Origin of the sequence: Streptomyces smaragdinus, assembly GCF_009604385.1 — a bacterium.
GTDB lineage: Bacteria > Actinomycetota > Actinomycetes > Streptomycetales > Streptomycetaceae > Streptomyces > Streptomyces smaragdinus.
This window is the reverse complement of the sequence record NZ_WEGJ01000036.1, coordinates 1-18,233: the sequence shown is the minus strand read 5'-3', so window position 1 is coordinate 18,233 and position 18,233 is coordinate 1. Positions and strand designations below refer to the sequence as shown.

The following is an 18,233-nucleotide window of genomic DNA, read 5'->3' as shown; positions in this document are numbered from 1 at the left end:
GGTGGGACGGTACCGGCAGGTTACCCGCCCGCCCCCGCCGCGCTCGCAGCGGTGTCACACCATCGCCGCGCGCGCCGCCTTCGCCTCGTCCACCTTGCGCCCGAAGTGCACGGACGCCCACCACAGCCCGGCGAAGCAGGCGCCGAGGAAGAACATCAGCGGCACCAGGAACCCGGACGCGATCAGCGCGCCCTGCAGCACCCAGCCCACCGCCACTCCCCCGGGCCGCGTGAGCATGCCGCACAGCAGCACGGCCAGCACCATGGCGCCGCCGCACACCGCCCACAGCAGCCCCGTGGACACGTCGGTGGTCTGCATCGCCACCAGACCGGCGAACCCGATGACGAAGAACTCGCCGATCAGCGTGCTGGCACAGAGGGTGCGCATGCCTCACTCACTCCTTGCCCAGCAGCAGCCGGGCCTCTCCCACCGTGATGACGGACCCCGTGACCAGCACACCGGCCCCGGAGTACTCACCTTCTTCCTCCGCCAGGGTAATCGCTGCCTCGAGCGCGTCGTCCAGCCGCGGCTCGACCTGCACCCGGTCGTCGCCGTACACCTCGACGGCCAGCGCGGCGAGCGCGTCCACGTCCATGCCCCGGTGCGAGGAGTTGCGCGTGACGACGATCTCCGCGAGCACCGGCTCCAGCGCCTCCAGCAGCCCCCGTACGTCCTTGCCGTCGCTGACGCCCACGACGCCGACGAGCCGGCTGAACCCGAACGCCTCCCGCACGGCCGCCGCCGCGGCCTCCCCGCCCGCCGGATTGTGCGCGGCGTCCAGCACGACGGTGGGACTGCGCCGTACGACCTCCATCCGCCCCGGCGAGACGACGGAGGCGAACGCCTCCCGCACGGTGTCCGGGTCCAGGCCGCCGGAGTGCTGCGAGCCGACGCCGAAGAACGCCTCGACGGCGGCGAGCGCCACGGCCGCGTTGTGCGCCATGTGCGCGCCGTGCAGCGGCAGGAACACCTCCGGATACTCCCCCGCCAGCCCGCGCAGGGTGAGCAGCTGTCCGCCGACGGCGACCTCGCGGGCCACGACGCCGAACTCCATGCCCTCGCGGGCGACCGTCGCGTCCACCTCCACGGCACGCTTGAGCAGCACCTGCGCCGCGTCCACGGGCTGCTGGGCGAGGACGACCGTGGCGTCGCGCTTGATGATCCCGGCCTTCTCCACCGCGATCTCGCCGGGCGTGGCGCCGAGGCGCTCGGTGTGGTCCAGGGAGATGGGCGTGACGACGGCGACGGTGGCGTCGATGACGTTCGTCGCGTCCCAGCTGCCGCCCATCCCGACCTCGACCACGGCGACGTCCACGGGCGCGTCGGCGAACGCGGCGTACGCCATGCCGGTCAGGAACTCGAAGAACGACAGCCGGTGCTCCTGCTGCGCGTCCACCATGTCCACGTACGGCTTGACGTCGTGATACGTGTCGATGAAGCGCTCGTACGAGATCGGCGCCCCGTCCAGGCTGATCCGCTCGGTGTACGACTGCACGTGCGGGCTGGTGTACCGACCGGTGCGCAGCTCGAACGCCGTGAGCAGGGCCTCGATCATGCGGGCCGTCGAGGTCTTGCCGTTGGTCCCGGTGATGTGGATCGTCGGGTACGCGCGCTGGGGCTGGCCGAGGACGTCCATCAGCGTCTCGACGCGCACCAGCGAGGGGTCGAGCTTCGTCTCCGGCCAGCGGGCGGCCAGCTCGGCCTCGATCTCCTTGAGGGCCTCGACCACCGCGGGGTCGGTGGGCCGGGCGGGGACGGCGTCCGTCTGCGGGCGGGCGCCCTGGGTGCGCAGGGTACGGCTGCCCGCCTCGATCACCGCCAAATCGGGGTCGCGGCCGGTCTCCGCCGCGACAAGGTCCTCGAAGACGTCGTCCTGGTCGGAACCTGCTGAATCTGGGCGTTCGCTCACGGGGTCCAGTCTACGGAGCCGGTACGACACCTCGGGTCAGGCCCGGTCGTACGCGTCAGCCCAGCCACGCCCGCAGCCCCAGCCGCCCCCACAGCACGCTCGCCGCGAACGCCAGCGCGGCGGCGACGGCGGCCGTCACCGCGAGGGCCACCACCGCCGCGATCCCGCCCGGCACCGCCCGCGCGACCGGCCTGACCAGCACCATCACGAACACGAGATGCACCAGATACGTCCCGAACGACGCATCCGACAGCCGCCCCACCACCCCCCGCACCCGCTCCGGCACCCGCACCCCCGCCACCGACCCCAGCACCCCGAACGTCAGCACGGCGACCACCACGCTCCCGTACGCGGCAGGCTGCCGCACCAGGAACTGATACGCGGTCAGCCCCACCAGCCCCACCCCCGCCCCCGCGACCCACAGCGCCCGCGGCCCACGCCGCCGCGCGGCCAGCACCGCGGCGCCCGCGACGGCGTATCCGGCGGTGGACAGCTGCATCCCCCACGCCCAGTCCGGCAGATCCAGTCCCGTGAGCCGCCGCAGATCCCCCCACCCGGCCGGCGCCACGGCGAACCCGGCGAGCAGCAGCAGCGACCAGCGGGGCGTGACGCGCTCCTTCAGCACCAGCACGACGACGCCGAGGAGCACCACGAGGGGCACATAGGTGTACAGGTACCAGAGGTGGAACGCGGCCTCCACCGACCCGAACAGCGCCCGCACCGCCTCCTTGAGCCCGCCGTTCAGCGGCGGCCCCGCCACGTACTGCCAGAGCAGATAGAGCGCCGTCCACACGGCCATCGGCCGCAGGATCCGCCCCAGCCTGGCCAGCAGCTGCGCCTCACCGCGCACGGGCGAGCCGCAGAGCGCCGCCCAGCCGGCCATGGCGAAGAACGCGGGCACGGCGAACCGCCCGGCGGAGTCCCCGAGGATCCCCGCCGTCCGCCGCCCGGCGTCGAGGAACTCGGCGGAGGCGTGCACCAGGACGACGGCCGCGGTGCACAGCACGCGCAGCAGATCGATGTCGTACCGCCGCTCCCGTCCGCGGGTCTCCCGGACGGGAGCGGCGGCTGCGGTCACGGTGCGGGCCATGGTGGCGCTCCAGACGGTGGGGGACGCCGCACGATGCCGTACGCGGGTAACGCGACCCCTGCCGTGAGGTGAACGGACGCCCAAGAGCCCCGGTCGTGGGACCGGGGCTCTCGAGGCCGTTCGGGGTCAGGCGGCGGGAAGGGAGTCCAGCTGCGCCTGGATGCGGGCGATGTCGGCCTCCGCCGTCTCGAGCCGCGTGCGGATCTTGGCGACGACGGGCTCGGGGGCCTTGGCGAGGAACGCCTCGTTGCCGAGCTTGCCCTGAGCCTGCGCCTTCTCCTTCTCCGCGGCGGCCAGATCCTTGGCCAGCCGCTTGCGCTCGGCCGCGAAGTCGATCGCCCCCGACAGGTCCAGGGACACCTTCGCGCCCGCCACCGGCAGCGAGGCCGTGGCCGAGAAGTCCTCGCCCTCCGGCTGGAGCCGCAGCAGCTGACGGATCGCGGCCTCGTGCGGCTCCAGGCCGGTCCCGGCCAGCTCCAGCCGCGCCGGCACCCGCTGGCCGGGCTGCAGGCCCTGGTCGGCGCGGAAGCGGCGGACCTCGGTGGTGACCTGCTGCAGCCGGGAGATCTCCGCTTCGGCGGCGGCGTCCCGGAAGCCCGAGTCGAGGGGCCAGTCCGTGATCACGATCGACTCACGCCCGGTCAGCGTCGTCCACAACTGCTCGGTGACGAACGGCATCACGGGGTGCATCAGCCGCAGCGTGACGTCCAGGACCTCGCCCAGCACCCGGCGGGTGGCGGGGGCGCCCTCGCCGGCCAGCGACGTCTTCGACAGCTCCAGATACCAGTCGAAGACCTCGTCCCACGCGAAGTGGTACAGCGCGTCGGAGAGCTTCGCGAACTGGTAGTCCTCGTAGTACGCGTCCACCTCGGCGACCACCGAGTTCAGCCGCGACAGAATCCACCGGTCGGCGGCAGCCAGCTCACCGGCCTCCGGCAGCGGGCCCTCCACCGTCGCCTCGCTGATGAGGGCGAACCGGGTCGCGTTCCACACCTTGTTGGCGAAGTTACGGGACGCCTTGACCCAGTCCTCGCCGATCGGCACGTCCACGCCGGGGTTGGCGCCGGAGGCCAGGGTGAAGCGCAGGGCGTCGGACCCGTACTGGTCCATCCAGTCCAGCGGGTTGACGGCGTTGCCGAAGGACTTCGACATCTTCTTGCCGAACTGGTCGCGGACCATGCCGTGCAGGGCGATGGTCTTGAACGGGACCTGGCCGTCCATCGCGTACAGGCCGAACATCATCATCCGGGCGACCCAGAAGAAGAGGATGTCGTAGCCCGTGACCAGCACGGAGTTCGGATAGAACTTCCGCAGGCTGTCGGTCTGCTCGGGCCAGCCGAGCGTGGAGAACGGCCACAGACCGGACGAGAACCAGGTGTCCAGCACGTCCGTGTCCTGCGTCCAGCCCTCGCCGGACGGCGGCTCCTCGTCGGGGCCCACGCACACGACCTCGCCGTTCGGCCCGTACCAGACCGGGATGCGGTGGCCCCACCAGAGCTGGCGGGAGATGCACCAGTCGTGCAGGTTGTCGACCCAGTCGAAGTAGCGCTTCTCCATCTCCTGCGGATGGATCGTCACCCGGCCGTCACGGACGGCGTCACCGGCGGCCTTCGCGAGCGGGCCGACCTTGACCCACCACTGCATCGACAGCCGCGGCTCGATGGTCGTCTTGCAGCGCGAGCAGTGGCCCACGGAGTGGGTGTACGGGCGCTTCTCGGCGACGATGCGGCCCTCGGCGCGCAGCGCGGCGACGATCGCCGAGCGGGCCTCGAGCCGGTCCAGGCCCTGGAACGGGCCGTGGGCGGTGATCACCGCGTGCTCGTCCATCACGGCGAGCATGGGGAGGTCGTGGCGGCGGCCGATCTCGAAGTCGTTCGGGTCGTGCGCCGGGGTGACCTTGACGGCACCCGTGCCGAACGAGGGGTCGACGTGCGCGTCGGCGACGACGGGGATGCGGCGGCCGGTGAGCGGCAGCACGATCTCCGTGCCGACCAGGTGCGCGTAACGCTCGTCGTCCGGGTGGACGGCCACGGCGGTGTCGCCGAGCATCGTCTCGGCGCGGGTCGTGGCCACGACGATCGAGGCGTCGCCCTCGCCGTAGCGGATGGAGACGAGCTCGCCCTCGTCGTCCTGGTACTCCACCTCGATGTCGGAGATCGCGGTGAGGCAGCGCGGGCACCAGTTGATGATGCGCTCGGCGCGGTAGATCAGCTCGTCGTCGTAGAGCCGCTTGAAGATCGTCTGGACGGCCTGGGAGAGGCCCTCGTCCATGGTGAAGCGCTCGCGGTCCCAGTCGACGCCGTCGCCGAGGCGGCGCATCTGGCCGGAGATCTGCCCGCCGGACTCGGCCTTCCACTTCCAGACCCGCTCGACGAAGGCCTCGCGGCCGAGGTCGTGCCGGGACTTGCCCTCCTTGGCGAGCTCGCGCTCCACCACGTTCTGCGTGGCGATGCCGGCGTGGTCCATGCCGGGCTGCCACAGCGCCTCGTACCCCTGCATCCGCTTGCGGCGGGTGAGGGCGTCGATCAGCGTGTGCTCGAAGGCGTGGCCGAGGTGCAGGCTGCCGGTGACGTTCGGCGGGGGGATGACGATCGTGTACGGCTCCTTGGAGCTGTCCGCGTCGGCCTTGAAGTAACCACGCTCCACCCAGCGCTCGTACAGGGGGCCCTCTACCTCGGCGGGCGTGTACTGCGTGGGGAGCTCTGCGGCGGTCTTGGCTGGTGGCTGCGTGTGGTCACTCACGCGGCACAGTGTACGGGCCGCGGCCCCCTCGCCACGAACCGGCCGAACCCCCTGGGGACGGGGGTTCGGGGCGTCATATGATGCGGCGATCTTGCGGCTTTCGCCGCGGGGGGAGGGGGTTTTGCGCGGTGGGGATCAGCATCGAGTGGGACACGCCCGGGGAGGACGGCTCGCCGGAGGGGGCGGAGCGGCTCGACTCCGGGGGGCCGGAGCGGGACGACCCGGTGTCGCCGGAGCTGCGGCGGCGGTGGATGCGGCGGTCGGTGCTCGTGCTGGGGCTGGCCCTGGTGGCGGCGGTGACCGTGTGGATCGGGGGTGATCCGGAGGGGGCGGAGCGGTATGTGCCGACGGCGCCGGAGCGGGTCGCCGGGTACGAGCTGATGCCGCCGGCGCTGGGGAACGGGACGATGGATTCCCTGGCCGGGGTGGACGGGGCCGTCGAGTTCCGGGCGCTCTACCGGCGTGGGGCGCCGCCCTCGGAGCTCGGGGAGGACTTCGAGCAGGTGTTCCTGCAGGGTGTCCACGGGGACGTGACCGATCCCGAGCGTGCGGCGCGGGCGCTGTTCGCCGAGGCGGAGGCCCAGACCGAGACGGCACTCTCCGAGGAGCCGCACCGCCCCGAGGGCTCCTACCCCGACGTCATGCTCTGCGCCTCCTTCGGCGACCCGGAGCTGGGCTTCGAATCCCCGGCGTGCGCCTGGGCCGACGGCTCCTCGGCGGTGATCGTCTTCTCCTCCGGCGCCACGACGGCCGGCGATCTGGCCGATCTGACCGACACGTTCCACGACGCCGTCCGGGGAAAGAAGGACTGATCCCGGACGCCCGGAAGGGAACTCCGCCCCACCCGTCCCATAGGACGGGCCGATCCGACAGTATGTGCGGGATAAACATTCGTTGGAGGGGACCGTCATGAGCCACAACCAGCCGCCGCCGAACCCGTACGGCCAGCAGCCCGGCCCCTACGGCGGCCAGCCGCAACAGCCCGGCTACGGCGCGCCGCAGCAGCCCCAGCAGCAGCCCGGCTACGGCTACCCGGCCCAGCCGCAGCAGCCCGCCGGCGGCCCCTACGGCCAGCCCCAGTACGGCCAGCAGCCGCCCGGCATGCCGCCGGCCCCGGCGGGCGGCGGAGGGGGCGGCAGCAAGAAGACCGTCACGATCGTCGCGGCCGTCGTCGCCGTGGCCCTCATCGGCGGCGGCGCCTGGTGGTTCCTGGGCAAGGACTCCGGCAGCGGGCTGTCCGACGACGGGAAGGCGTACAAGCTGACCGTGCCCAAGACCGTGCTCGGCGAGTACAAGTCCATGGGCGACGGCTCCCAGTCGGACGACAGCCTCAAGCCCGCGGAGGCCAAGGAACTCGGCATCGAGAAGTCCAAGTCCGTGAGTGCGGTCTACTCGACCATCGATCTGACGGACACGGACAATCTGGACGCCTTCGATAAGGCCAAGACCCTGCTCTACTTCGGCGCCTACGGCACGCTCGCCGACCCGGAGAAGTCCCTGGACGCCTTCTGGGCGAAGATGAAGCGCGAGTCGGCCGACGACAAGACCAGCGAACTGGTCGGCAGCCCCGAGACGTTCACGCCGGACGGTCTGGACGGCGCGATCATGCAGTGCCAGATGATCAAGAACAAGAAGCCCGAGGAGGGCCAGCCGGCCCAGTCCCCGCTGTGCGCCTGGGCGGACTACGACACCCTGGGCGCCGTCGGCCCCGGTCAGGGCGCCAAGTCGTACACCCTGGACGAGGCCGCGGACTTCGGCGCGAAGCTGCGCCAAGAGGTCCGCGAAGAGGCGAAGTAGGGGCGTTGACTGCAACGGGTTCATGCCGAACCCGGCGCAGTCCCGCCACAAACCCGCACTCCCGGCTGAACACCGGACACACGGATCAGACAGTATGTCTGTGGTAATCAGTCATACGAGGGGACCGACATGAGCTACAACCAGCCGCCGCCAGGGCCGTACGGACAGCAGCCCGGTCCCTACGGCGGCCAGCCCCAGCAGGGGGGTTACGGCACACCGCAGCCGCAGCAGCCCGGCTACGGCTACCCGGCACAGCCCCCGCAGGGCGGGCCGCAGGACTCGGCGTACCAGCCGACCCAGATCGCCCCGGCCGCCCAGCCGCCGGTCGCGCCCCCCGGCCCGCCGCCGTCGCCGTACGGCCAGCAGCAGCCGCCCCAGCCCCCGCAGCAGCCGTACGGCCAGCCTCAGCAGCCCTACGGCCAGCCGCAGTACGGGCAGCAGCCCCCGGGCATGCCGCCGCAGATGCCCGGCCCCGCCACCCCCGGCGGCGGTGGCGGCAACAAGACCGGCATCATCGTCGCCGCGGCGGTCGCCGCGGTCGCGCTGATCGCGGGCGGTGTGTTCTTCTTCGCCGGCTCGGACGACGAGGGCGGCGGCAAGGGCGACGACAAGCAGACCACGGCCAACGGTGGCGGCAAGGGCAAGGACCCGGTCGACACCAAGAAGTACAAGCTGACGTCGCCGGACACGGTCGCGGAGGTCTGGAACAAGGACACGACCAAGTCCGAGGACAGCGCCCTCGATTCCGACGAGCTCTCCAACCTCGAGGACCTCGGGGTGTCCGCCGACGACAACGTCAGCGGCTCGTACAAGGACAGCGCGGAGAGCACGGCCAAGATCCTGCAGTTCGCCGGTGTCTACGGCACGGTCTCGGACCCGGAGGCGGCGGTCGACGGCGCCTTCGACAAGCTCATCGAGGACTCCAAGAGCAGCAACACCTCCACCGAGAAGGCCGAACCGGTCGGCGAGCCCGAGGCGTTCACGCCCGACGGGCTGGAGGAGGGCGCCGTGATGAAGTGCCTGAGCGTCAGGTTCACCACCTCCTCCGGCGGCAAGGACCTCAGCTTCGACTTCCCCACCTGCGTCTGGGCCGACTCCAGCACCGTCGGCTACGTCGCGATCAGCGACCCCGCGTCGGTGCTCACCGGCAAGGGCATGGAGCCCAGCCAGTGCGCGGAGATCACCGCCAAGGTCCGCAAGGACACCCGCGTGGCGCTCTGATCCGCAGCGCGTCGCACGAAGAAGGCCCCGCCCGGATTCACCGGGCGGGGCCTTCTCGTCTGCCGTTACGCGCTCTTCTCGTGCCGCGGTCCCTGCTGCTCGCCCACGCGGGAGCGCGGGACCAGGGTCGGGTTCACGTTGGAGTGGACGACGTCCGCGGTGATGACGACGCGGGCCACGTCCTTGCGGGACGGGACCTCGTACATCACCGACATCAGGACCTCTTCCATGATCGCGCGCAGTCCGCGCGCGCCGGTCCCCCGCAGGATCGCCTGGTCGGCGATGGCCTCGAGCGCCGGGCGGTCGAAGTCGAGCTCGACGCCGTCGAGCTCGAAGAGCCGCTGGTACTGCTTGACCAGGGCGTTGCGCGGCTCGATCAGGATCTGCAGCAGGGCGTCCCGGTCGAGGTTGTGCACGCTCGTGATGACGGGGAGCCGGCCGATGAACTCCGGGATCATCCCGAACTTCACCAGGTCCTCCGGCATGACCTCGCGGAAGTGGTCGGAGGAGTCCATCTCGCGCTTGGAGCGGATCGTCGCACCGAAGCCGATGCCCTTCGCGCCCGCCCGCGCCTCGATGATCTTCTCCAGACCGGCGAAGGCACCGCCCACGATGAACAGCACGTTCGTCGTGTCGATCTGGATGAACTCCTGGTGGGGGTGCTTGCGCCCGCCCTGCGGCGGCACGCTCGCGGTGGTCCCCTCGAGGATCTTCAGCAGCGCCTGCTGCACACCTTCACCGGAGACATCACGCGTGATCGACGGGTTCTCGCTCTTGCGCGCGACCTTGTCGATCTCGTCGATGTAGATGATGCCGGTCTCGGCCTTCTTGACGTCGTAGTCGGCGGCCTGGATCAGCTTGAGCAGGATGTTCTCGACGTCCTCGCCGACATAGCCGGCCTCGGTGAGCGCCGTGGCGTCGGCGATCGCGAAGGGGACGTTCAGCATCCGGGCCAGGGTCTGGGCGAGGAGGGTCTTGCCGGAGCCGGTGGGCCCGAGGAGCAGGATGTTGGACTTGGCGAGCTCGATGCCGTCCTCACGGCCGGCCGCGCCGCCGTTCTCCCCGGCCTGGACCCGCTTGTAGTGGTTGTAGACCGCGACGGACAGGGCCTTCTTCGCGGCCTCCTGCCCCACCACGTAGCCCTCGAGGAACTCGTAGATCTCCCGCGGCTTGGGGAGCTCCTCCCAGCGGACCTCGGAGGTCTCGGCGAGCTCCTCCTCGATGATCTCGTTGCAGAGGTCGATGCACTCGTCGCAGATGTACACGCCGGGTCCCGCGATGAGCTTCTTCACCTGCTTCTGGCTCTTTCCGCAGAACGAGCATTTCAGCAGGTCGCCGCCGTCACCGATGCGTGCCACGAGGTCTTTCCCCTTCGCCATGCGTTCCGTCGGATCCGTTCGACGGAACCTGGTTGCGTATCGACGGTACCTTGCCGAGCGCCCGGAACGGCCCCCCTTGGACCTAACTCACTTGGTCGTGCGGGTCACACGGGGGGCCGTGATGCGGCGCGGGAGCGGCTGGTCAGCCACCCATCGGGACGGACGTCTTACGGGTCGAGACGATCTGATCGATCAGCCCGTACTCCAGGGCCTCCTCGGCCGTGAGGATCTTGTCGCGCTCGATGTCGTCGCGGATCTTCTCGATCGGCTGGGTGGAGTGCTTGGCCAGCATCTCCTCCAGCAGGGCACGCATCCGCAGGATCTCGTTCGCGGCGATCTCCAGGTCGGAGACCTGACCGCGGCCGGTCTGGCCCTGCGGCTGGTGGATCAGGACCCGGGCGTTCGGCAGGGCCATGCGCTTGCCGGTCGTCCCGGCCGCGAGCAGCACCGCGGCGGCGGACGCCGCCTGGCCCATGCACACGGTCTGGATGTCGGGCTTGACGAACTGCATGGTGTCGTAGATCGCCGTCAGCGCGGTGAAGTCACCGCCGGGGCTGTTGATGTAGACCGAGATGTCCCGGTCGGGGTCCATCGACTCCAGGCACAGCAGCTGCGCCATGACGTCGTTGGCGGAGGTGTCGTCGATGGGCGCGCCCAGGAAGATGACGCGCTCCTCGAAGAGCTTCGCGTACGGGTCGTACTCGCGGATGCCCTGCGAGGTGCGCTCGACGAAGCGCGGGATCATGTAGCGGGCCTCGGCGGCCAGGCCGCCCCGGCCCTCGGCCTGGTAGCGGTCGTAGATGCCGCGGGGGAAGTTCTGCATCGTGGTGTTCCGTCCGTTTCAGCTGTGTCTGATGCGGGAGCCGGCTGCTGCTCAGGCGCCGGTGCCGCCGCCGCCCGGGACGGACGAGGCGGAGGAGATGACCTCGTCGATCAGGCCGTACTCCTTGGCCTCCTGCGCGGAGAACCAGCGGTCGCGGTCGGAGTCGTGAGTGACCTGCTCGACGGTCTGGCCGGTGTGGAAGGCGGTCAGCTCCGCCATCTTCTTCTTCGTACGCAGCAGCTGCTCGGCGTGGATCTTGATGTCCGTCGCCGAACCGGCCAGGCCCGCGGACGGCTGGTGGATCAGGATCTCGGCGTTCGGCAGCGCGAAGCGCTTGCCCGGGGTGCCGGCGCTCAGCAGGAACTGGCCCATCGAGGCGGCCATGCCCATCGCGATGGTGACGACGTCGTTCTTGATGAACTGCATCGTGTCGTAGATCGCCATACCCGCGGTGATGGAGCCGCCCGGGGAGTTGATGTAGAGGTTGATGTCCTTGTCCGGATCGGCCGCGAGGAGGAGCAGCTGCGCCGTGATCTTGTTGGCGATGTCGTCGTCGACCTGCTGCCCGAGGAAGATGATCCGCTCGTTGAGCAGCCGGTTGTAGACCTGGTCGCCGAGGCCGCCGAAGGCCGGCTCGCCCGCACCGGAAAGCATCGGGTTCGTCACGTTCCACCTGCTCGCTAGTCCGACGGCCGCCATGGGCCGTCTCACGTCTACTCTCACTTGCTATGGACCCTAACGCGCTGCCTCGCGAGGGCCATCCCGGTTCCCGAACTGTTCGCTGTGAGCGCAGGCGGCCCCGTGGGGGGCCGGGGACGTGGGGTTCCGCATCCCGCGTGAGGACGGCGTAGGGGGCGGGGAGGGGAGCATCCAGCCCGCCTGCCGCAGGCGAGAGCGAAAAGCACCCGTACAGCCCACCTACCGCAGCCTGAGAGCGCAAAAGCACCCCCTTCCAGCCCGTCCGGCGTTTGAGGACGAGGCGCGCCAGCGCCGAAAACGGGGGCCCGGGGGCGGAGCCCCCGAAGCGGAACGGGGCCCTACCACGCACAAGCCGCGCAGCAGGACCCCGTCCGAAAGCGAAAAACTCAGCTCTCGTCGGAAGACGACTCGGCGGAAACGGTCTCCGCCTCCTCGTCCTCATCGTCGAGCTCGACGGCCTCACCGTTCGTGTCCTTGACCACAGCCGCCTCGACGACCACGGCCAGCGCCTTCCCCCGGGCGACCTCGCCCACGAGCACCGGCACCTGACCACCCTCGACGACAGCCTGCGCGAACTGGTCCGGAGACATCCCGGAGGAGGCGGCCCGCCGCATGAGGTGCTCGGTGAGCTCCTCCTGCCCGACGTTGACCTTCTCCTTGGCGACGAGCTCGTCGAGGATGAACTGCGTCTTGATCCCCTTGACGGCCTGCTCCCGCAGCTCGTCCTCGAACTCCTCGGCGGTCTTGTCCTGCGCCTTGAGGTAGCCCTCGAGGTCCAGCCCCATCTGGCCGAGCTGGTGGTGCTCCAGGTTGTGCTTACGGGTGTTGATCTCGTCCTCGAGCAGCTTCTCGGGGACCGGCACCTCGATCATGCCGATGAGGGCGTCGAGGACCCTCTCCTGGGCCTGCGTGGCCTGGTCGTACTTCTTCATCTGGCCGAGCCGCTTCTCGGAGTCGGCCTTGAGCTCGTCCAGCGTGTCGAACTCGGACGCCAGCTGAGCGAAGTCGTCGTCCAGCTCGGGCAGCGTGCGCTCGGCGACGGCGGTCACCTTGACGGTGATCTCCGCCTCCTTGCCGGCCGCGGAGCCGCCCTTGAGCTCGGAGGCGAAGGTGGCCTCACCGCCGGCCTCCAGACCGGTGACGGCGGCGTCGATGCCCTCGAGGAGCTCGCCGGAGCCGATGGTGTACGAGACGCCGGAGGCGACGCCGTCCTCCAGGATCTCGCCGTCGATCTTCGCCTCGAGGTCGATGGTGACGACGTCACCCTCGGCCGCGGCGCGCTCGACGGGCGTGGTGGAGGCGAAGCGCTCGCGCAGCTGCTGCACGGACTCGTCGATGTCCTCGGCGCTGACCTCGACGGCGTCGACCTCGACCTCGATGCCGGAGAAGTCCTCCGGGAGCTCCAGGACCGGGCGGACGTCGACCTCGGCGGTGAAGGACAGCGACTCGTTGTCCTTCAGCTCCTTGATGTCGACCTCGGGCTGACCCAGCGGGTTCAGCTCACCCTCGGCGACGGCCTCGTTGTAGAACTTCGGCAGCGCTTCGTTGATGGCCTCTTCGAGAACCGCGCCCCGGCCGAACCGCTGGTCGATGACGCGCGCCGGGATCTTGCCCTTGCGGAAGCCCGGCACGCTGACCTGCTGGTTGATCTTCTTGTACGCCGCGTCGAGGCTGGGCTTGAGCTCCTCGAAGGGCACCTCGACAGTGAGCCGAACCCGGGTCGGGTTCAGGGTCTCCACGGCGCTCTTCACGGTTCGGTCTCCTTGGGGGCTGACTGCTGTGGGCTTGGCTTGGGCTCTCGTTTACGGCCCGCACGCCATACGACGCGGCCGGCTCGTCCGGAGAGGCGCACCCCGTCCACATCCGCGGTACGGGCGGACACACAGGAGCGCAGCTTGCATAGTACCGGCAGCGGGTGGGGGCGCCGAATTGCGTGCCTCGTGACGAACGTCTCCGCTGCTCCCACGGTCGGGGTGGCCGGATTCGAACCGACGGCCTTCCGCTCCCAAAGCGGACGCGCTACCAAGCTGCGCCACACCCCGCAGGTGCGGCAGTAGATTACATCCCCGCACCCCTCACCCGCGCCGTATTACGGGCCCCCCACCACGGCGTGCGAGCACCCCCTCCGACCCGCTACGATGCCCACCGTGCCGCGATCGCCCCACCAGGGCCTCACCGGCCACGCGGGCGTAGCTCAATGGTAGAGCCCCAGTCTTCCAAACTGGCTACGCGGGTTCGATTCCCGTCGCCCGCTCGTATACGACTGAGCCCCAGGTCAGCGACGTGATCGCCGGCCTGGGGCTTCCGTCGTTCCAGGGCCGCCCGCTCCCTCCGCCCTCCCGTTGCGGACACTGTGCGGACACGTAAACCCTCCCCAACCGTCCCCCCGCACCGGACGATGGTCACTGTCCGTGCGACAGCGGTGTACGGCGGGGGAGGCGGATGCGGTGAGCGGGAACATGCCGGCGGAAGTGGCGGCGGTGGCCCAGCGGCACGGGCTGGGGGAGCGTGAGGCCTGGTACGGGGCGGGGTCCGTCGGCGCGGACTGGGCGCGGGTGATCGGCGGGGTGGGCTTCCTCGTGTTCGCCGCGGTGATCGCCGGTGAGGACATGGCGCCTGTCACGGCGACGCTGGGGATCGGCGGCCTCGTGCTTCTCCTCTGGGGCATCATCCCGCCCGTCGTCGTGTCCGGGCGGGCCTTCCACGTCTTCGAGCACGGCTTCGTGCACGCCTCGGGAGCGTCGACGACGGTCCTGCCGGACGAGCATTTCCAGGAGATCTGGGCCTCCGCCGTCGATCACTACACCAACGGTGTCTATCAGGGGACCAGTCACGATCTGCGGCTGGTCGGCGCGGACGGCAGGACACGTATCGACATCAACGAGCGTTACATGCACGACGACAGCGATCTCGTCGAGCGCGTCCACGCCAAATGCGCGAAGATCATGCTGGACCGGTACGGCCTCCTCCTCGGCCTCGGGGCACCCGTCGCCTTCGGCCCGCTGGCCCTCAGCACGGAGGGCATCCACCGGGGCGGGGAGGTCCTCGAGTGGAGCGGGGTCGGGAGCATCGGCCTCGACCAGGGCGTTCTGCGGATCGAGAAGCGGGGGAAGATGTTCGCGTGGGCGAAGTTTCCGGTTGACCGGATTCCCAATTTCCGTTTCTTCCTGGCCGTTGCGCTGTCCATGTCCGAGAAGTGACGTTCCGGTGGAAGCTATGCGGTAACGACCGCGAGGTTGAAGTCCGTCGGGCCGAGGGTGCCGTAGAGGCGTAGCCACAGGGGCATCAGGAGTTCCGTCGCGCGGGCGCCCGAGAGGTCGCCCAGGTCGGTGATCTGGGCAGGGAGCCAGCCGAAGGAGCGCAGGAGTGCGGTCGTCTCCGTCTTGGCCGCCTCGTCGTTGCCGCAGACGAAGACCGTGTGGTGGCCCGGGACTCGGGTGGGGTCGACCATCAGCGTGTTGTTCATCGTGTTGAGCGTCTTGACGACCCTGGTGTCGGGAAAAGCCTTCTGGAGTTGCTCCGCGAGGCTGCCGCCGTCGGGGGTGACCACCTTGGGCGGGAAGCCTCCGGAAAAGTCCAGGGCGTTGGATACGTCGATCAGGACCTTGCCCCGCAGATTGGCCGCGCCCGCGGCTTCCAGCACCGACAGGGAGACCAGGCCGCTGGTCGCGTTGATCACCAGTTCCGCAGCAGCGGCGGCATCCGCGAACGTACCGTGGGCGGCGGCGTTCTCTGCGGCCCACTGAGCGGCCGTGGCGTTGTCGGGGGTCCGGGAGCCCATCGTGACCTCGTGGCCCAGGGAGACGAGCTTGGTGGCGAGCCGTCGGCCTACCTCGCCCGTGCCCAGTACGGCGGTCTTCATCGTCTGCTCTCTTTCGTACGGAGACACTGTGCGGTGGCGCCGTGCACGACCGTAGGTGGGTACGGTTCCGTGCGGAAGTAAGCACTTTTCGGTGCCTGTCCCGGGGGGCGTGATGGAGCCAGACGTATTCGACCCGAACTGCGGCTCGCGCGAGGTGCTCGGCCTGATCGCCGACAAGTGGAGCGCCCTGATCCTGTACGCGCTCCAGGACCGCACCCTCCGCCACGCCGAGCTGCGCCGGACCGTCGGCGGGATCAGCCAGAAGATGCTCACCCAGACCCTGCGCACCCTGGAGGCCGACGGCATCGTCCACCGCGTCGCGCTCCCTGTCGTCCCGCCCCACGTCGAGTACTCCCTCACGCCCCTCGGCGCGTCCCTCTCCCCCGTCCTGGCCGAGGTCTGCCGCTGGGCGGAGGTCCACCTCCCGGGGGTGCACGCCGCCCGCGAACGCCGTACGGAGCGCTGACCGGCTCACGGCTCCCCGGGGGTACGTGGCGCGCGGGGGCGCGACGCGAGGTGGCTCAGGCCCTGGCGGAGGACCACCTGGACGCCCGGGTTGAGGTGGATGGCCCAGGTGGGGCTGGGGTCGCCTCTGAGGGTGGTGTAGTACGCCAGGGCGTAGCCGAACTCGCGGTTGGAGAGGTAGCCGAGGCGGTACGTCATGTCGTCCGCGCCCGTGAGCTCGTACTCAGTGAGGTCTCCCAGCGGGAGGACCGAGAAGCCCTGGTCCGACTTGGTGAAGCGATAGGCGGCGTTGGCGGTGAGGACGCCCATGCCGAGGTAGACCGTGAGCAGGTCGGTCAGCCGCTCGTCGTCCAGGCCCTTGCCGGATCTGTTCTCGCCGAGCAGGCGGACATGCGCGAGTTCGTGGGCGATCACCGCCGCGAAGGCGGGTGGCTCCTGGGCCTTCCGGACGTCCAGCTCGATCCGCGAGCCGCCGTCGGCCTCCAGATAGCGGCCGACGGTCCGCCGGCGGTTGTGGCCGGACCAGGAGGACGCGTCGTCCCCGCCCTCACCTTCGAAGAGGGAGACCGTGATGCCGTCGGGGTCCGCCCCCATGACGGCGCAGACACGCCGGACGAGCCGCTCGGCCTGCTCCTGGGAGGCGTCGAACCCGGGCGGTATGAGCCCGGCCCCGGGAAGCGCGACCTCGCCGCGCAACGGCTCCGGCCCGAACTCCTCGACGCACCAGCGCAGTGACCGCTCGATCCACTCCCGCCGCCCGTCCGGCACCGGACACTCACCGGTCGGCTCGGGCCGGGCCCAGGGCTTCGGAGTCACCGGCGTCGCAGGCGCCCCACGGCTCACGCCCCGCGGCTTCCCCCGCCCCGTCCGCCTGGTCCGACGCCACCATCCGCGCATCGTCCTGCCCCCCGTCGTACGGCGTCCCGAGAGTGTGGCAGTCCGCCGGACTCTCCCGGAAGGGTGAGGCGGAGCCCTTCGCCCCCTCGTCCCGGGTGTGGTCTCCCGTCCATGAGGGGCCGCGTCACCAGATCTCGTCGATGAGTTCCCGCATCGTCGTGTTCCACTGCGACTCCTCCTCCGCGAACGGCGTCGGGTCGAAGGCCCCGACCACGCGCGTGAAGCGCTCCACGAGTGCTTCCGGGTCGAGCGTCTCGGCGTCGTGGTCCGTCTCGAGCCTGCGGAACTCGATCAGCGTGAAGAGGAAGGACTCCAGGTCCCGGTGCAGGAGTCGGTAGTCCGATTCGCCGTCCGGGAATTCGTAGACCCGTCCGGTGGCCGGGTCGAGGGCGATCACCGTCTCGAAGAGCGTGCCCAGCATCCACCACGAGCGGCTCTCCTCCGGGCACGTGCCCCAGCCGTAGAAGTCGAAGTTGCTGCCGACGGCCACCGGATCGAACCCGGGGTCGTAGGGGTCCGCCGGGTCGGTGCGCGACAGGAAGACGGTCGAGTTCGGCAGGCCGACCAGGCTCAGCAAGGCCGCGGCGTGGGGCTCGGACTCTGCGTACCGGGGGAAGAAGACCAGGTTCTCCAGGCCGTAGGCGTCGATCATCGTCCGGGGGGTGACCGAGAGGTTCATGGGCACATCCTCCCGGAGTCCGTTGCCAGCCACTCCTCGGCCGCCCGGCGCATGTCCTGCTCTATGGACGGGCGGTCGGCCGGTCGGTCCTCCCAGCTGCTCCACAGCCACACCAGATCGGTGATCAGCTTGGTTCTTGCGGGTGATGGGGGCAGGGCGCAGGCCGACCAGTAGAGGTCGTAGGTGGCTTCGTACGGTGGGCGGGTTCCGTTCAGCAGAGCTTCTGCCGTCCCGTTCATGCGGCGGAGTCCGGCCGTTTCCCTGTCCGGTACGGGGACGGACAGTTCGTGCAGCGCCTGGAGGAACAGGTCGCGGAGGTCCGCCGGGACGTCGTGGCGGGAGCAGGCCGCCAGTTCGGCGAGGGCGGGGGTGTCGATGCCGTCCGCCAGGGCCTGGGCGGCGAGCATCGGGAGGGCTTCTGTCGGCTGGTCGTCCAGGGCCAGGGCTGTGGCTGCGCGGTGGAAGCGGTCCATTCGCGCACAGTAGCCGCGGTTACTCGTCGAACGGCCACCAGTCGATGCCCCGGTCCGTGGGTGTGGGGGACGAGTACAACGCGGACTCAGGCCTCGACACCTGGTCGGACCACCCGGACTTCCTGACCCGCTTCATCCCCTTCGCCCAGGCCAACGGCTCGGGCTCGGACTACGCCCTGTGGCGGTGCGACGACCGA

At 70.2% G+C, this 18,233-nt stretch carries 17 protein-coding genes and 2 tRNA genes; 6 read left to right on the top strand and 13 right to left on the bottom strand.

Going from position 1 to position 18,233, the window contains the following annotated elements; all coding sequences use genetic code 11:
• Positions 1–54: 54 nt before the first annotated feature.
• From SRB5_RS28970 to SRB5_RS28955, 4 genes are all read right to left on the bottom strand, one after another.
• Complete coding sequence (locus SRB5_RS28970; protein ID WP_153456419.1) at positions 55–387, bottom strand: DUF4233 domain-containing protein; 333 nt, start codon at positions 385–387, stop codon at positions 55–57.
• A gap of 7 nt (positions 388–394) precedes the next feature.
• Positions 395–1,909: a bifunctional tetrahydrofolate synthase/dihydrofolate synthase gene (gene folC, locus SRB5_RS28965; RefSeq protein ID WP_323378665.1), complete on the bottom strand. Its 1,515-nt coding sequence runs from the start codon at positions 1,907–1,909 to the stop codon at positions 395–397.
• Positions 1,910–1,964: 55 nt separating this feature from the next.
• Positions 1,965–2,999, bottom strand: a complete 1,035-nt coding sequence (locus SRB5_RS28960) for an acyltransferase (RefSeq protein ID WP_153456418.1) — start codon at positions 2,997–2,999, stop codon at positions 1,965–1,967.
• A 126-nt stretch (positions 3,000–3,125) separates the two neighbouring features.
• Positions 3,126–5,741: a valine--tRNA ligase gene (locus SRB5_RS28955; RefSeq protein ID WP_323378664.1), complete on the bottom strand. Its 2,616-nt coding sequence runs from the start codon at positions 5,739–5,741 to the stop codon at positions 3,126–3,128.
• Between the two features lie 128 nt (positions 5,742–5,869).
• Here SRB5_RS28955 and SRB5_RS28950 point away from each other — a divergent pair, with 128 nt between their 5' ends.
• The 3 genes from SRB5_RS28950 to SRB5_RS28940 all read left to right on the top strand — a co-directional run bounded on the left by SRB5_RS28950 (position 5,870) and on the right by SRB5_RS28940 (position 8,759).
• Entirely contained in the window at positions 5,870–6,553 is a 684-nt protein-coding gene (locus SRB5_RS28950; RefSeq protein WP_153456416.1) for a hypothetical protein, read from the top strand.
• 97 nt (positions 6,554–6,650) lie between these two features.
• On the top strand, positions 6,651–7,538 hold the full coding sequence (locus SRB5_RS28945) for a hypothetical protein (RefSeq protein WP_153456415.1): 888 nt from the start codon (positions 6,651–6,653) through the stop codon (positions 7,536–7,538).
• A 129-nt stretch (positions 7,539–7,667) separates the two neighbouring features.
• Entirely contained in the window at positions 7,668–8,759 is a 1,092-nt protein-coding gene (locus tag SRB5_RS28940) for a hypothetical protein (RefSeq protein WP_153456414.1), read from the top strand.
• A 65-nt stretch (positions 8,760–8,824) separates the two neighbouring features.
• On the opposite strand, the gene clpX is transcribed toward SRB5_RS28940, so the two are convergent.
• The 5 genes from clpX to SRB5_RS28915 all read right to left on the bottom strand — a co-directional run bounded on the left by clpX (position 8,825) and on the right by SRB5_RS28915 (position 13,702).
• The gene (gene clpX, locus SRB5_RS28935) at positions 8,825–10,117 is read right to left on the bottom strand and encodes an ATP-dependent Clp protease ATP-binding subunit ClpX (protein ID WP_323378663.1); all 1,293 of its coding nucleotides are present in this window, start codon (positions 10,115–10,117) and stop codon (positions 8,825–8,827) included.
• A gap of 163 nt (positions 10,118–10,280) precedes the next feature.
• Entirely contained in the window at positions 10,281–10,961 is a 681-nt protein-coding gene (locus SRB5_RS28930; RefSeq protein ID WP_153456412.1) for an ATP-dependent Clp protease proteolytic subunit, read from the bottom strand.
• Between the two features lie 51 nt (positions 10,962–11,012).
• Positions 11,013–11,627 carry an ATP-dependent Clp protease proteolytic subunit gene (locus SRB5_RS28925; protein WP_323378662.1) on the bottom strand — a complete coding sequence of 205 codons (615 nt, stop codon included), beginning with the start codon at positions 11,625–11,627 and terminating at the stop codon, positions 11,013–11,015.
• Positions 11,628–12,046: 419 nt separating this feature from the next.
• Complete coding sequence (gene tig / locus SRB5_RS28920) at positions 12,047–13,411, bottom strand: trigger factor (RefSeq protein ID WP_323378661.1); 1,365 nt, start codon at positions 13,409–13,411, stop codon at positions 12,047–12,049.
• Between the two features lie 217 nt (positions 13,412–13,628).
• Positions 13,629–13,702: transfer RNA gene (locus SRB5_RS28915), tRNA-Pro, on the bottom strand.
• Between the two features lie 141 nt (positions 13,703–13,843).
• Here SRB5_RS28915 and SRB5_RS28910 point away from each other — a divergent pair.
• Together SRB5_RS28910 and SRB5_RS28905 are read left to right on the top strand one after the other, a co-directional pair.
• A tRNA-Gly gene (locus SRB5_RS28910) sits at positions 13,844–13,914 on the top strand.
• A 193-nt stretch (positions 13,915–14,107) separates the two neighbouring features.
• Positions 14,108–14,860, top strand: coding sequence for a DUF6585 family protein (locus tag SRB5_RS28905; protein ID WP_153456411.1), 753 nt, complete (start codon positions 14,108–14,110; stop codon positions 14,858–14,860).
• Between the two features lie 14 nt (positions 14,861–14,874).
• Here SRB5_RS28905 and SRB5_RS28900 read toward each other — a convergent pair whose 3' ends face one another.
• A complete protein-coding gene (locus tag SRB5_RS28900) occupies positions 14,875–15,522 on the bottom strand; it encodes an NADPH-dependent F420 reductase (RefSeq protein WP_153456410.1) in 648 nt (215 codons plus the stop codon).
• Between the two features lie 112 nt (positions 15,523–15,634).
• Between SRB5_RS28900 and SRB5_RS28895 the strand changes: the two genes are divergently transcribed.
• Positions 15,635–15,988 (top strand): winged helix-turn-helix transcriptional regulator, encoded by a 354-nt coding sequence (locus SRB5_RS28895; RefSeq protein ID WP_153456409.1) that lies wholly within the window; start codon positions 15,635–15,637, stop codon positions 15,986–15,988.
• Between the two features lie 5 nt (positions 15,989–15,993).
• Here SRB5_RS28895 and SRB5_RS28890 read toward each other — a convergent pair whose 3' ends face one another.
• The 3 genes from SRB5_RS28890 to SRB5_RS28880 form a co-directional block, all read right to left on the bottom strand.
• A complete protein-coding gene (locus tag SRB5_RS28890) occupies positions 15,994–16,803 on the bottom strand; it encodes a hypothetical protein (RefSeq protein WP_153456408.1) in 810 nt (269 codons plus the stop codon).
• Positions 16,804–17,008: 205 nt separating this feature from the next.
• Positions 17,009–17,563, bottom strand: coding sequence for an SUKH-4 family immunity protein (locus SRB5_RS28885; protein ID WP_153456407.1), 555 nt, complete (start codon positions 17,561–17,563; stop codon positions 17,009–17,011).
• Positions 17,560–18,036, bottom strand: coding sequence for a hypothetical protein (locus tag SRB5_RS28880; RefSeq protein WP_153456406.1), 477 nt, complete (start codon positions 18,034–18,036; stop codon positions 17,560–17,562). The genes SRB5_RS28885 and SRB5_RS28880 overlap by 4 nt, the downstream gene beginning before the upstream one ends.
• Positions 18,037–18,233 lie beyond the last annotated feature (197 nt).